This is a genomic window from Clostridium sp. D53t1_180928_C8, assembly GCF_015667795.1.
Classification (GTDB): domain Bacteria; phylum Bacillota; class Clostridia; order Clostridiales; family Clostridiaceae; genus Clostridium.
Map to the genome: position 1 here is coordinate 187526 of NZ_JADPEL010000001.1, position 13354 is coordinate 200879.

Below are 13354 nucleotides of genomic sequence, written 5' to 3' on the forward strand. Positions count from 1 at the left end.
GAGTGGCTTTTATGGTAGCTCAAATTTTATTGACCTTCTACCTTGTGGAAGGTGTAAATTTAGGTTAAAGAATAAGTTTTTTAATACAAATAATAAAATTTGGGAGGGTATTATGAAATTACAAAAGTATCAATACTATTTTGAGCCAAAAAATCCAATTACCAATGAAAGAGAATTTACAGAGGAATTAATTAAATATTGTGATTCAAATAAAAATAATCTAACAATTATTCATGAAGGAATGGAACCAATAGTAATAATTGATGGAATAAAATATATAGCAATGTTAGAAATGCCTAAAGTTATAAATATACCGTTTTTACCAACTTTTTATGTTAGTTCTTATGGGTTTAAGTGGGTTTATTTATATAAATATGAAAATTAAAAATAGTAAGATTAAAAGGAGATTATGGTGTTCATAATCTCTTTTTATAGCTATTATATATAAGATTTATGGTAAAATTTATATATTGAAAAGATATGGTATGAGAATAATTATGAAAGGGGTAATATAGTAATTATGAGAATAAAAGAAGTTGAAGAGTTAACAGGTATAACAAGTAAAAACATTAGATTTTACGAAAAGGAAGGATTAATCTCGCCTAAAAGAAGTGAAAATGGATATAGAGATTATTCTGATGAAGATATAGAAATATTAAAAAGTATAAAGTTGTATCGTAAATTAGATATATCTTTAGAAGATATAAAATTAATGCAGCAAGACATTTTATCTGTTGATAAATGCATGGACAAGTATTACAAATTTATGAAGGAAAAAATTAAAGAGTTAAATGATGCAAGAAAAGTATGTGAACAGATAAAGGTAGAGTATGAAAGTGGATATGATATTGATGTTGAAAAATATTTAGATAACATTAATAATAGTGAGAAAAAAGGATGTAAATTTGTTAATATTGCTTATGACTTTATTACAAAAGCAAAAGGATGTATTCCTAGTGCTACTATTTATTTTGAACCAATTAATCCAATTGCAAATGAGAGAGAGTTTACAGAAGAGTTGTTTAAATATGCAGATAAGGAAAAGTTGAATCTGGTTATATTAAAAGAGAGCATGAGGCCATTAGTAACAATTAATGGAATAAAACATATAGCTACTTTAGAAATTCCAAGAATGATAAATATATCGGTATTACCTATTTTTTGTCCACAATCATATGGATTTAAGTTGGTATATTTATATAAATATGAATAAGCTTATAGAATGAGAGGAAAAAAAACAAAAAAATACTATTAGTAGAACATGATTTATCATTAAGTAGAGGAATTAGTTTTAAGCTTAAAAAAGAAGAGTATGAAGCTTTTACATTATCAAGAGTAGATGATGCTTTAGGTATATTTAGTAATAATAAGATAGATTTAGTTATAAGTGATATAGGACTTGAAGATTGAGATGGATTTGAACTTTGTCATGAAATAAGAAGAAAGAGTAATGTACTTTTAATATTTTTAATAGCATTAGATCAAGAAGTTGATATAGTTACAGGTTATGATTTAGGAGCAGATGATTATATAACTAAGCCATTTAGTCTTATACATAATACTTAAATAAAATCTTATCAAAGGGTAATGGGAAGTTTAGTAAATAAGTATGGATATAATCTAGATATTAGAATAAGTGAAGGTCCCACATTTGCTTCATATAAAAACTCATATCTGTTAAATCAGTAGAAAATGAAGGAAGTATTTTTACTTTATTGTTACCTAAAAATTAGTTATGCTATAATCAACTTAGCAAAAATAAGTTTAAGTAATACTATAGATATCAAGATAAGCAAGGTGAAGAAATGGCGAAGAAGATAAAAAAAGTATATCCATCATACTTTGAAGAATTTAAATGTATAGGTGGAAGTTGCAGCGATAGTTGTTGTATTGGTTGGAATATAGATATAGATAAAATAACATTTAAGAAATACTTCAAGGTTCAAGATCAAGAAATGAAGAAAATGTTTCAAAAGAATGTTCAAAATAATGAAAGATGTATCAGTGATGATGTTGATTATGGAGTAGTTAAATTAAAAAAGGATAAAAGATGCCCGTTCTTAGATGAAGAAAATTATTGTTTAATTCATTCTAACCTTGGAGAAGAGTATCTTTCTAATGTGTGTACATGTTTCCCAAGGATAACTAATAAGATAGATGAAACTTATGAAATGTCATTAGATGTAGCATGCCCAGAGGCTGCAAGACTTATATTAATAAGAGAAGAGGGAATTAATTTTATTAGTAAAGAAGAATGTTTAGGAAAACATATAATATCAGCACAAATAGATACAAAATTAAAAGTAGTTCAAAGAACTCCTTTAAAGTATTTTAATGAAGTAAGAGATTTTTGCATAAATATAATTCAAAATAGAGAATTTAATTTAAATGAAAGACTATACATATTAGGTGATTTTATAAGTAAAATTGAAGATGTTATAGATAAGGATTTAAATGATATTACTAAATTTATAAAAGCTTATAATATGAGAAGAGCTGCAAAGAATTTTATTAATGATGATATAAACTCATTATTAGGAAATAGTAATATGAATTACATAATACAAATGAATTTCTTTATAAAAATGCTTAAAATTTTAAATGTGGATAAAGAAGTTGAAAGTTATACATTTAAAAAATATACTGCAGATATCTTAAAGGGGTTTAATATTGAAAATGAAAAAAACATAAGTGAAAATTCAGAGTTCTACATAAAGGCATTTGAAGGATATAATGAATCAAGTATGAGTAAATATAGTTATATTTTTGAAAATTATATAGTTAACTTTATTTATAATAATACATTCCCTTTTAATGAGGTTATGTCATTCTTTGATAGTTATATAATGCTTTTAGTAAGAGTTAGTTTTATAAAATTTTATTTAGTGGGATTATATTTAAATGATAGTAATGAAAGCCCTGAGAAATTAGCTGAATTTATACAGGTGTTTTCTAAAACAATAGAACATCATAGAAGTTATTTAATTGACTCTTTAGCTTATATAAAAAGAAATGAATTTGATAATATGGAGTTTGTAAAAACACTTCTATAATAAAGATAGGAATTTTAATTCCTATCTTTTTATTTTCTTAAGAATTATTGATAAAGTAAAAACAAATAATAAAATTTATAGAATATAAATTTTAAGGAAGTGTACATATGAAAAATAAATTTAGACTTAATAAAAAAATAATAATATTATTAGTAATGGGAATAGTGACTATATCAGGGATTTATTTTAAAATATATATGAGAGATAAGTATGGTATAAAAGATGTTTTTAATGAAGATGGGAGTGTGGTTAAAATTAATATTATTCCAAAGCCAATGAGTTATGAAGGGAAAGATGGCAAATTTATATTGACGAAAGATAGTTCAATATATATACAAGGAAATAGTGATGAAGAAACAGAGCAAATTAAGTGGATTGCGGAATTTATAAGGGAAAAATTAAATTCATCAACTGGATTTGAATTAAATATTATTAAAGGGGATAAACCTATTGATGGAAGTATTTACTTAACAACTGTTAACTCAAACCCAAATTTAGGCGTTGAGGGTTATGTTATGAATACGTCTTCGAAAAGTATTAAAATTACAGCATATAAACCAGAAGGAATATCAAGAGCAGTTCAAACACTTAGACAAATGTTACCTGCAGATATAGAAAAAGATACGGTAATTAATGATATAGAATGGAGTGTTCCAGCATCTGTAATTACTGATAAGCCAGAGTATAGCTATAGAGGGTTGATGATAGATGTTGCAAGGCATTTTTTTACTGTAGATGAAATTAAGAGACAAATAGATTTAGCAGCACAATATAAGATAAATAGAGTTCATTTACATTTAAGTGATGACCAAGGATGGCGTTTAGAAATAAAGAAGTATCCAGAATTAACACTTATAGGTGGTAGTACAGAAGTCGGTGGTGGACCAGGGGGGTATTATACTCAAGAACAGTATAAAGACATAGTAAAATTTGCAATGCAAAGATATGTTGAAATAGTTCCAGAATTTGATATGCCAGGACATACAAATGCAGCATTAGCATCCTATGGATTTTTAAATCCGGATGGTAAAAGAAAGTCATTATATACAGGAACTGATGTTGGATTTAGTTCTTTTATGGCTCATAGTGAAGAGACATATAAATTTATAGAGGATGTATTTAAGGAAGTTTCAGAAATATCACCATCAAAATATATTCAAATAGGTGGAGATGAAGCACTTAATACTAAAAAAGAAGATTATGATTACTTTGTAGGAAGAGTAGCTAAAATAGCAGAAAAGTATGGTAAGAATCCAATAGGATGGGATCCAATAGATACATCGCCAGAAATTAATTCAAACGTAATACTTCAAAATTGGAAGGACTCAAATGAAGAAGCAGTAAAAAAACAAATGAGTATGGTAATCTCTATTGCTAATAAGGCTTATTTAGATATGAAATATAATGAAGAGACTCCATACGGATTAAACTGGGCAGGATATATACCGGTTGATGTAGCATATAAATGGGATCCAACAGAGTATGCACCAGAAAATTTAGTGTTGGGAATAGAAGCACCTTTATGGACAGAAACTATAGCAACTCAAGATGAGATGGATTATATGATATACCCAAGATTGCTAGGTTACGCTGAAATAGCATGGACTTCAAAGGAATCTAGAAATTGGGATGAATACAAGGTAAGATTAAAAAATCAAGGTGCAAGAATGGAATATGAAGGAATAAATTACTATAAAGATCCAAATATTTGGAATTAGTATATTTCTATTTATATGACTCCGAGGCAATAAATTTCAATTTTAATATTGACTTAAAAATAGTTATAATAGATAATATTATAAAAGGAAAGTCAATTTAAAGAATAAAGATTATGATAAGGAAGAGTATTTTAAGCTATTATTTTTAGAGAGCTAGGATTTGGGTGCAACCTAGTAATAATACTTTTAAGAAGCAGCCTTTGAATCGCTTGCTGAGAACTAAGATTTTTCTTAATGTAGGCAAAGCCGTATTTCCTAACGTTATAAGGAATAGAACAATTATATACTTTTATGTAATTTATAATATAATTGTTTCTACTGAGTGAGTAAAGAAATTTACTTATTAGGGTGGTACCGCGGAATTTTGTAGCTTCGTCCCTTCTATTTTTATAGAGGGACGGGGCTTTTTTTATATATAGAAAATTTTTTTATTTCCTATATACTAAAAACTATTTTTAGGAGGGCTAATTATGGAAGAAATTTTAGAAATTTTAGAAGAGAATAGTAGATACAGTGATGAGCAAATAGCTGTAATGGCTGGAAAGACTGTAGAGGAAGTTAGAGAAGCTATTAGAGATTATGAAGAAAAAAGTATAATAGCTGGATATACTACTCTTATAAATTGGGAAAACACAGGTAAAGAAACAGTTACTGCTCTTATTGAAGTTAAAATAACGCCTCAAAGAGGAGAAGGTTTCGATAAGGTAGCTGAAAGAATATATAATTTTGATCAAGTTAAGGCATGTTATTTAATGTCTTCAGGAGGATTTGACCTTACAGTTATAGTTGAAGGAAAAACAATGAAAGAAGTTGCTATGTTTGTGTCAGAAAAATTAGCAATACAAGATAATGTAATTGGAACAGCAACACACTTTGTATTAAAGAAGTATAAGGATCATGGAACTATATTTAAAGAGAAGAAAGCTTCAAACAGGGAGGTAATATTTATATGATACTAGAAAATATGATAAGAAAAGAAGTTAGAGAAATGCCTCCTTCAGGTATAAGAAAATATTTTGATATAGTAAATGAAATGGAAGGTGTAATATCTTTAGGAGTAGGAGAACCAGATTTTGTTACTCCTTGGAATGTAAGAGAAGCTGGAATATATTCATTAGAGCAAGGTGATACACACTACTCATCTAATGCTGGCTTTATAGAGCTTAGAGAGGAAATTTCTAAGTATTTATATAGAAAATTTGATTTAAAATATAACCCAAAGGATGAAATTTTAGTTACAGTTGGTGGTAGTGAAGGTATAGATATTGCTTTAAGAGCATTAACAGGACCAGGAGATGAAGTAGTTATTCCAGAGCCAAGTTTTGTTGCATACAAAGGATGTACAGCATTTACTGGCGCAACATCAAAGGTTATTGACCTTAAAGCAGAAAATGACTTTAAGTTAACAGCACAAGAATTAGAAGAAGCAATAACTGAAAAAACAAAAGTTGTTATAATACCATTCCCTAATAATCCAACAGGGGCAATAATGACTAGAGAAGAATTAGCTCCACTTGTTGAAGTATTAAAAGATAAAGATATAATAGTTATTTCAGATGAAATATATGCAGAGCTATCTTATGATAAGCCACATGTATCTATAGCAAGCTTCCCAGAAATAAAGGATAAGACCCTTGTTATAAATGGTTTCTCTAAGTCTTATGCTATGACAGGATGGAGACTTGGATATGTATGTGGACATACAATATTATTAGATGCTATGAAGAAAATTCATCAATATGCAATAATGTGTTCACCAACAACAGCACAATTTGCAGCCATTGAGGCTTTAAAAAATGGGGATGAAAGTGTTACTAAGATGGTTAAAGAATATAATAGAAGAAGAAGGGTTCTGGTTGATGGTTTCAGAAAACTAGGACTAGATTGCTTCGAACCACTAGGTGCATTTTATGTATTCCCATGTATTAAGTCTACTGGAATGACATCAGATGAGTTCTGTGAAAAACTTTTATTAAAAGAAAAGGTACTAGCAGTACCAGGAAATGCCTTTGGTGAATCTGGAGAAGGATTTATTAGAGCGTGTTACGCTTCATCTATGGAAAACATAATGGAAGCGCTTAAGAGAATTGAAAAGTTCTTAGATGAAGAAGTTAATAAATAAATTTTTAATATATAATAATTGGCTATTATAAAAGGATAAATACCTTTATAATAGCCTTTAATATTTTTAGCTAGTACTAAACTGTGAATATTTTTTAGGTGAAATTCCAACAGTTTTTTTAAATGTTTTTAAGAAGTTACTATAATCATTAAATCCACATTTCTCGCAAACAGCATTGACACTTTCTCCATCAGCTAATAAAGATTTAGCTATAGAAATTCTTCTTGCAGTAATATATTTATTTATAGTTGTCCCAGTAGTTGATTTAAAAATTCTACAAATATAAGAGCTACTTAAATAAAAATTATTAGCTAAATTATCAATAGAAATTTCATTCATAATATTATCATTAATATATTCAATTATAGAGTCAACTTGATTGTTATATTTATAAGAGGAATTATCATTAAAATCAGTGTGATTTTTAATATATATTTTATTTAAAAAAGTCATTAATTCTAAAAAACTAGCATGTTCAATTACATCAGATCCAAAGCCATCAGAAGCTAAAATTTTATTAATAAAATATATAAATCTACTTTGCTCATCTTTATTCAAAGAAATTTTATGGCTAAAATTATTATCACGAGTTGAAAAGCAAAAATCCAAATTAGTATTTCTAGTACAACAAGATTTCAAAAATTCGGGATGAATAGAAATAACAATTCTTTCATGAACTATTTTATCAAGTTTGGATATATAGTGACTTTCAAATTGATTTATTACAAAAAGGTCTCCGGGTTTAATATCATAAAATTTATTATCAATTAAAAATTGCTTACCACCAGAAATTGAATAGTATATCTCATAACAATCATGTATATGCATAGCCATGGATTTCTCTTCTTTATGCAAGTGAGCAATAGAAAAATATTTCATTTCAATACAGTTTTTTATGGAATCACTACAAGAATTGCATTCTCTCATAAAAACACACCTCTTCCTACATTTTACTTAAATTATAATATGCTAGTTCAAAATTTGCAATATTTATGCAATGAAACAACAAGAAATAGCAAATTTAAAATGATAAACTTTAGATATAAAGTTAATAGGCTACATAAAAGCGTATAGAGGTGAGAGTATGAATAATATATTAGAAAAAATTAAATCAATTGGAGTTATCCCAGTAGTAAAAATAGATAAGGTTGATGATGCAGTTCCATTAGCTAAAGCATTATGTGAAGGTGGATTACCATGTGCTGAAGTAACATTTAGAACTACGGCAGCAAAGCATTCAATAAGAGAAATGGTGCAAGCATATCCTAATATGTTAGTAGGAGCGGGAACTGTATTAAATATTAAACAAGTTGATGAAGCAGTTGAAGCTGGTGCTAAGTTTATAGTAAGTCCAGGGTTAAATCCTAAAGTAGTTCAATACTGCAATGAAAGAGGAATATTAATAGTTCCAGGTTGCTCTAATCCAAGTGATGTAGAAGAAGCAATTCAATTAGGGCTTGATGTAGTTAAGTTTTTCCCAGCAGAAGCAGCTGGTGGATTAAAGATGATAAAAGCTATGGCAGCACCATATGGAAATATTAAGTTTATGCCTACAGGAGGAATAAATCTTAATAATTTAGAAAGTTATTTAAGCTTTGATAAGATAATTGCTTGTGGTGGAACATGGATGGTTACACCTGAATTAATAGAGTCAGGAAATTTTGAAGAAATTAAAAAGCTTACAAGAGAAGCTGTAGAAAAAATGCTAGGATTTGAATTACTTCATGTAGGAATTCATCCAACAGATTCTGAAAGCTCTATAGAAATAGCAGAGGCATTTGAAAATTTATTTGGGTTTAAGAGTAATGAAAAGGAATCTGCTATCTTTGCAGGTACGTATATAGAAGCATTAAAGAATAAATTCTTAGGTACTCATGGGCACTTAGCAATAGGAACTAATAATATAGATAGAGCTATATATTATTTAGAAAATCAAGGATATGAAGTTGATGAAAACAATAAATTCTTTAATGAAAAGGGTAATTTAATTTCAAATTATTTGAAAAAGGAAATTGGAGGCTTTGCTATCCATTTACTACAAAAATAGGAGGATAGAGTTATGGCTAAAGTAGTTACATTAGGTGAAATTATGTTAAGACTATCACCTCCAGGAAATGAAAGATTTATGCAAGCAACTTCTTTTGATATTAATTATGGTGGAGGAGAAGCAAATGTTGCAGTTTCTTTAGCTAACTATGGGCATAATGTTAGCTTTGTTAGTAAAATTCCTAATAATGCAATAGGAGAATGTGCTATTGGAACATTAAGAAAATTTAATGTTAATTGTGATTATATTGTAAGAGGTGGAGATAGATTAGGAATTTATTTCTTAGAAAATGGAGCATCAATTCGTCCATCAAGTGTTATTTATGATAGATCAAGCTCGTCAATTGCAGAGGCAGAAGTTTCGGAGTTTGATTTTGATGAAATGTTCAGAGAAGTTGATTTATTTCATGTATCAGGAATAACGCCAGTTATAAGTAAAAATGGAGCTGAAATAACATTAGCTGCTTTAAAGAGTGCTAAAAGGAATAATGTAAAAGTATCTTTTGATTTAAATTATAGAGCAAAATTATGGACAGAAGGAATCGAAGAAAAGCAAGAAGTTTTATCTGAAATGATGGAGTATGTTGATATTTGTTTTGGTAATCCAAGGGATGCATCAAAGATGTTAGCATTTAATGATGGTGAAAATGATTTTATAAATGGTGAGTATTCAATATGTATAAGTGAAGAAAATATGAAAAAGGTTATAAAAAAATATAACTTTGAATTTTTAATAACAACTAATAGACAAAGTATAAGTGCATCAGATAATGGATGGTCATCAGTAGTATGTGATAATGAAAGGCTTTATAAAAGTAAAAAATATAACTTGCATATTGTAGATAGAGTTGGGGGAGGGGATTCCTTTGCAGCTGGATTTTTACATGGAGTATTAAGCGATTATACAATGGAGCAATCCCTAGAATTTGCAACCGCAGCTGCAGCTATTAAGCATACAATACCAGGAGATTTAAATATAACTACTGTAGATGAGGTACTTAAGTTAGCACTAGGGGATGGAGCTGCTAGAGTAGAAAGATAATAAAAGAAGTTCAATATTTGCAATATTTAAGAGTAGAAATAACAAGAAATAGTTAATTTGGAATATTAAAATATAAATATAGAATACAAAAAGGGGATATGGAGATATGGAATTAAGAACAGCAGCATCACCAAGGGATGTAAAAAACTATACAACAGATAGATTAAGGGATGAGTTTTTAGTACAAGATTTATTTGTTAAAGATGAAATTAAAATGGTATATAGCCATATTGATCGTATAATAATTGGAGCAGCAGTTCCAGGAAAATCATTGTCATTAGATGCAGGAAGTGAATTAAGATCTGAATATTTTCTACAAAGAAGAGAATTAGGTGTAATTAATATCGGTGGAAAAGGTACTATCAAGATAGATGGAAATGAATATACGTTAGATTATAAAGATGGAATGTATATTGGAATGGGAAGTAAGGATATAGAATTTTTAAGTGAAGATGGAAATAATCCAGCAAAATTCTATTTTAACAGTGCACCAGCACATAAAATTTACCCAACAGTTCTTATTAAACCGGAAGATTGTGTAACTGTAGAATTAGGGTCTTTAGAAGAAGCTAATCATAGAGTTATAAGAAAATATATTCTTCCAGGACAAGTAGAAAGTTGTCAGCTTGTTATGGGAATGACTCAATTAAAACCAGGAAGTGTTTGGAACACTATGCCTTGTCATACTCATGATAGAAGAATGGAAGTATATTTATATTTTGAAGTTCCAGAAAATAATTTTGTAATGCACTATATGGGAGAGCCAACAGAAACAAGACATATAGTTACTAGAAATGAAGAAATAGTAATATCACCAAGTTGGTCAATTCACTCTGGTGTAGGAAGTAAGGCATATACATTTATTTGGGGTATGGTTGGAGAAAATCAAGATTTCGATGATATGGATGCAGTAAAAATGAGCGATTTAAGATAATAAGTAAATAATATTGGAGGAGTTTAATTATGAATAATTTAAGTAAGTTTTCTTTAGAGGGTAAGATAGCATTAATTACAGGGGCAGCATATGGAATAGGATTTGAAATTGCTAAATCTTATGCAGATGCAGGCGCAACAATAGTATTTAATGACATAAAGCAAGAGTTAGTAGATAAAGGTATTGAATCATATGCAGAATTAGGAATAAAGGCACATGGATATGTATGTGATGTAACTGATGAAGATAAAGTAAATGAATTAGTTAAAAAGATAGAAGAAGAAGTTGGAGTTATTGATATATTAGTAAATAATGCTGGAATAATAAAACGTATTCCAATGTTAGAAATGAAGGCAGAAGATTTTAGACAAGTTATAGATGTAGATTTAAATGCACCATTTATAGTAGCTAAAGCAGTAATTCCATCAATGATTAAAAAAGGTCATGGAAAAATTATAAATATTTGCTCTATGATGAGTGAATTAGGTAGAGAAACAGTAGCAGCATATGCAGCAGCTAAAGGTGGATTAAAAATGCTTACTAAAAATATTGCATCAGAATTTGGTGAATATAATATTCAATGTAATGGTATTGGACCAGGGTATATAGCAACTCCACAAACAGCACCACTTAGAGAATTACAAGAAGATGGTTCTAGACATCCATTTGATCAATTTATAGTAGCTAAAACACCAGCAGCAAGATGGGGAACACCAGAAGATTTAGCTGGGCCAGCAGTATTCTTAGCATCAGATGCCTCTGATTTTGTAAATGGACATATTTTATATGTTGATGGTGGAATATTAGCTTATATTGGGAAACAACCTAAATAGTTTTTAGTACAAGGGAGAATGGATAAATGAAAATTGCATTAATAAATGAAAACAGTCAAGCTGTAAAAAATGAAATGATATATGAAACTTTAAAGAAAGTAGTAGAACCAAAGGGACATGAAGTTTTTAATTATGGAATGTATAGTTCTGAAGATAATGAGCAATTAACATATGTTCAAAATGGAATTTTAGCTGCAATATTATTAAATTCAGGAGCTGCAGATTACGTAATAACAGGCTGTGGAACAGGAGAAGGCGCTATGCTTGCATGTAATTCATTCCCAGGAGTATTATGTGGACACGTAGTAGATCCATCTGATGCATATATGTTTGCTCAAATAAATGATGGTAATGCTATAGCACTTCCATTTGCCAAAGGGTTTGGATGGGGAGCTGAATTAAACTTACAATATATATTTGAAAAATTATTTGAAGGTGAAAGTGGTCAAGGATACCCTAAGGATAGAGTTATTCCAGAGCAAAGAAATAAGAAAATATTAGATGAAGTCAAAAAAGTAACTCATGTTGATTTAGTAACTATATTAAAAAATCTAGATCAAGATTTAGTAAAAGGAGCAGTTGCAGGACAAAGATTTAAGGAGTATTTCTTTGCTAACTGTAAATGTGAAAAAATAAGAGAATGTATTGAAACTATTTTAGAATAATATAGTTATAAATAAAAAGTTTGAGGATAAGTAATATGGAGTTAGGTATAAAAATAATAGATAGAGATGGAAATATAAAAGCAGAAAAAATAAATACTGAAGAAGTAAGAGTAGTCTTTAAAGGAGCATATGAAGAGGGAGATAAAATAGTCTTTACAACATCAAAAAAAGATAGTTATTTATATGCTCAAGTTGATGATGCTATGGGAGAAGCTTTTGTATATGTAACTGAAAATGAAATTATTTATGAAATCCCATTTGGAGAAAAGAGAATTAGTTATTCACCAAAGGTATTTTATGGAGAGAAACATTTATTATCATTAAGAGTTGCTGAAGCAGAAGAGATTAAAAGTTATAAAAATTTAGCATTAAATGTTATGGATAAGCAAGAAATTAAGGGAGTTTATCCTCATGCATCTGCAAATATAGAAACAAGAGGAGAAGCAGTATTTGCAGCAAGAAATGCTATAAATGGAAACTGTGAAAATAGCTCTCATGGAAGTTGGCCATATGAATCATGGGGAATAGGTATGAGAGATGATGCTTGTTTTAGATTAGATTTTGGAAGATATATTAAAACAGACAAAATAGTAATATATACAAGATCTGATTTTCCACATGATAATTGGTGGACAAATGTTACATTTAGATTTTCTGATGGTTCAGAAATTAAATGGGACTTAGAAAAAAGTAGTAAGGCTCATGTGTTAGAATTTGAAGAAAAGGTTATTGAATGGTTAACATTCAGTGATTTAATAAAAGCTGATGATCCTTCTCCTTTTCCAGCATTAAGCCAAATTAAAGTTTATGGAAATGAAATTTAGTAATTAAATAAGGTTTATAAAAGCATTTTCTAGTCATCTGAGTAGAAAATGCTTTTAATTTTATATAGAATAAGAGTAATCTAGAAGGGAAGCATTTAAGATATTATGATTAAGAAA

13 protein-coding genes, 1 pseudogene and 1 other annotated feature are annotated in these 13354 nt (G+C 28.7%); of the genes and pseudogenes, 13 read left to right on the forward strand and 1 reads right to left on the reverse strand.

What is annotated here, in order from left to right; translation table 11 throughout:
* Positions 1-112: 112 nt before the first annotated feature.
* The 7 genes and pseudogenes from I4V51_RS00850 (at position 113) to I4V51_RS00875 (ending at position 6893) form a co-directional block, all read left to right on the forward strand.
* Positions 113-385, forward strand: coding sequence for a hypothetical protein (locus I4V51_RS00850; RefSeq protein ID WP_195986434.1), 273 nt, complete (start codon positions 113-115; stop codon positions 383-385).
* Between the two features lie 135 nt (positions 386-520).
* On the forward strand, positions 521-1213 hold the full coding sequence (locus tag I4V51_RS00855) for a MerR family transcriptional regulator (protein WP_195986435.1): 693 nt from the start codon (positions 521-523) through the stop codon (positions 1211-1213).
* 209 nt (positions 1214-1422) lie between these two features.
* Positions 1423-1566, forward strand: a pseudogene (locus tag I4V51_RS21455) (DNA-binding response regulator); the annotation flags it as partial.
* Positions 1567-1805: 239 nt separating this feature from the next.
* Positions 1806-3053, forward strand: a complete 1248-nt coding sequence (gene fliB / locus I4V51_RS00860) for a flagellin lysine-N-methylase (protein ID WP_195986436.1) — start codon at positions 1806-1808, stop codon at positions 3051-3053.
* A gap of 107 nt (positions 3054-3160) precedes the next feature.
* Positions 3161-4771: a beta-N-acetylhexosaminidase gene (locus I4V51_RS00865; protein WP_195986437.1), complete on the forward strand. Its 1611-nt coding sequence runs from the start codon at positions 3161-3163 to the stop codon at positions 4769-4771.
* A gap of 104 nt (positions 4772-4875) precedes the next feature.
* Positions 4876-5154: a binding site (T-box leader), on the forward strand.
* An 87-nt stretch (positions 5155-5241) separates the two neighbouring features.
* Positions 5242-5724 carry an Lrp/AsnC family transcriptional regulator gene (locus tag I4V51_RS00870; protein ID WP_195986438.1) on the forward strand — a complete coding sequence of 161 codons (483 nt, stop codon included), beginning with the start codon at positions 5242-5244 and terminating at the stop codon, positions 5722-5724.
* Positions 5721-6893 (forward strand): aminotransferase class I/II-fold pyridoxal phosphate-dependent enzyme, encoded by a 1173-nt coding sequence (locus I4V51_RS00875; protein ID WP_195986439.1) that lies wholly within the window; start codon positions 5721-5723, stop codon positions 6891-6893. Before I4V51_RS00870 ends, I4V51_RS00875 begins: the two co-directional genes overlap by 4 nt.
* Before the next feature lie 66 nt (positions 6894-6959).
* Here the strand turns inward: I4V51_RS00875 and I4V51_RS00880 are convergent, their stop codons facing one another.
* Positions 6960-7820: an AraC family transcriptional regulator gene (locus I4V51_RS00880; RefSeq protein WP_195986440.1), complete on the reverse strand. Its 861-nt coding sequence runs from the start codon at positions 7818-7820 to the stop codon at positions 6960-6962.
* A 157-nt stretch (positions 7821-7977) separates the two neighbouring features.
* Here I4V51_RS00880 and I4V51_RS00885 point away from each other — a divergent pair, with 157 nt between their 5' ends.
* From I4V51_RS00885 to I4V51_RS00910, 6 genes are all read left to right on the forward strand, one after another.
* The gene (locus I4V51_RS00885; protein WP_195986441.1) at positions 7978-8940 is read left to right on the forward strand and encodes a bifunctional 4-hydroxy-2-oxoglutarate aldolase/2-dehydro-3-deoxy-phosphogluconate aldolase; all 963 of its coding nucleotides are present in this window, start codon (positions 7978-7980) and stop codon (positions 8938-8940) included.
* 12 nt (positions 8941-8952) lie between these two features.
* Entirely contained in the window at positions 8953-9981 is a 1029-nt protein-coding gene (locus I4V51_RS00890; protein WP_195986442.1) for a sugar kinase, read from the forward strand.
* 106 nt (positions 9982-10087) lie between these two features.
* Entirely contained in the window at positions 10088-10915 is an 828-nt protein-coding gene (gene kduI / locus I4V51_RS00895) for a 5-dehydro-4-deoxy-D-glucuronate isomerase (protein ID WP_195986443.1), read from the forward strand.
* A 29-nt stretch (positions 10916-10944) separates the two neighbouring features.
* Positions 10945-11748: a gluconate 5-dehydrogenase gene (locus I4V51_RS00900; RefSeq protein WP_195986444.1), complete on the forward strand. Its 804-nt coding sequence runs from the start codon at positions 10945-10947 to the stop codon at positions 11746-11748.
* Positions 11749-11774: 26 nt separating this feature from the next.
* Positions 11775-12413, forward strand: a complete 639-nt coding sequence (locus tag I4V51_RS00905) for an RpiB/LacA/LacB family sugar-phosphate isomerase (protein WP_195986445.1) — start codon at positions 11775-11777, stop codon at positions 12411-12413.
* A gap of 35 nt (positions 12414-12448) precedes the next feature.
* Positions 12449-13237, forward strand: coding sequence for a carbohydrate-binding protein (locus I4V51_RS00910; protein ID WP_195986446.1), 789 nt, complete (start codon positions 12449-12451; stop codon positions 13235-13237).
* The last annotated feature ends 117 nt before the right edge of the window (positions 13238-13354 follow it).

Coding starts and splice junctions, on each gene's coding strand:
- I4V51_RS00850 (WP_195986434.1), top strand. CDS start 113: ATGAAATTACAAAAGTATCAATACTATTTTGAGCCAAAAAATCCAATT.
- I4V51_RS00855 (WP_195986435.1), top strand. CDS start 521: ATGAGAATAAAAGAAGTTGAAGAGTTAACAGGTATAACAAGTAAAAAC.
- fliB (WP_195986436.1), top strand. CDS start 1,806: ATGGCGAAGAAGATAAAAAAAGTATATCCATCATACTTTGAAGAATTT.
- I4V51_RS00865 (WP_195986437.1), top strand. CDS start 3,161: ATGAAAAATAAATTTAGACTTAATAAAAAAATAATAATATTATTAGTA.
- I4V51_RS00870 (WP_195986438.1), top strand. CDS start 5,242: ATGGAAGAAATTTTAGAAATTTTAGAAGAGAATAGTAGATACAGTGAT.
- I4V51_RS00875 (WP_195986439.1), top strand. CDS start 5,721: ATGATACTAGAAAATATGATAAGAAAAGAAGTTAGAGAAATGCCTCCT.
- I4V51_RS00880 (WP_195986440.1), bottom strand. CDS start 7,820: ATGAGAGAATGCAATTCTTGTAGTGATTCCATAAAAAACTGTATTGAA.
- I4V51_RS00885 (WP_195986441.1), top strand. CDS start 7,978: ATGAATAATATATTAGAAAAAATTAAATCAATTGGAGTTATCCCAGTA.
- I4V51_RS00890 (WP_195986442.1), top strand. CDS start 8,953: ATGGCTAAAGTAGTTACATTAGGTGAAATTATGTTAAGACTATCACCT.
- kduI (WP_195986443.1), top strand. CDS start 10,088: ATGGAATTAAGAACAGCAGCATCACCAAGGGATGTAAAAAACTATACA.
- I4V51_RS00900 (WP_195986444.1), top strand. CDS start 10,945: ATGAATAATTTAAGTAAGTTTTCTTTAGAGGGTAAGATAGCATTAATT.
- I4V51_RS00905 (WP_195986445.1), top strand. CDS start 11,775: ATGAAAATTGCATTAATAAATGAAAACAGTCAAGCTGTAAAAAATGAA.
- I4V51_RS00910 (WP_195986446.1), top strand. CDS start 12,449: ATGGAGTTAGGTATAAAAATAATAGATAGAGATGGAAATATAAAAGCA.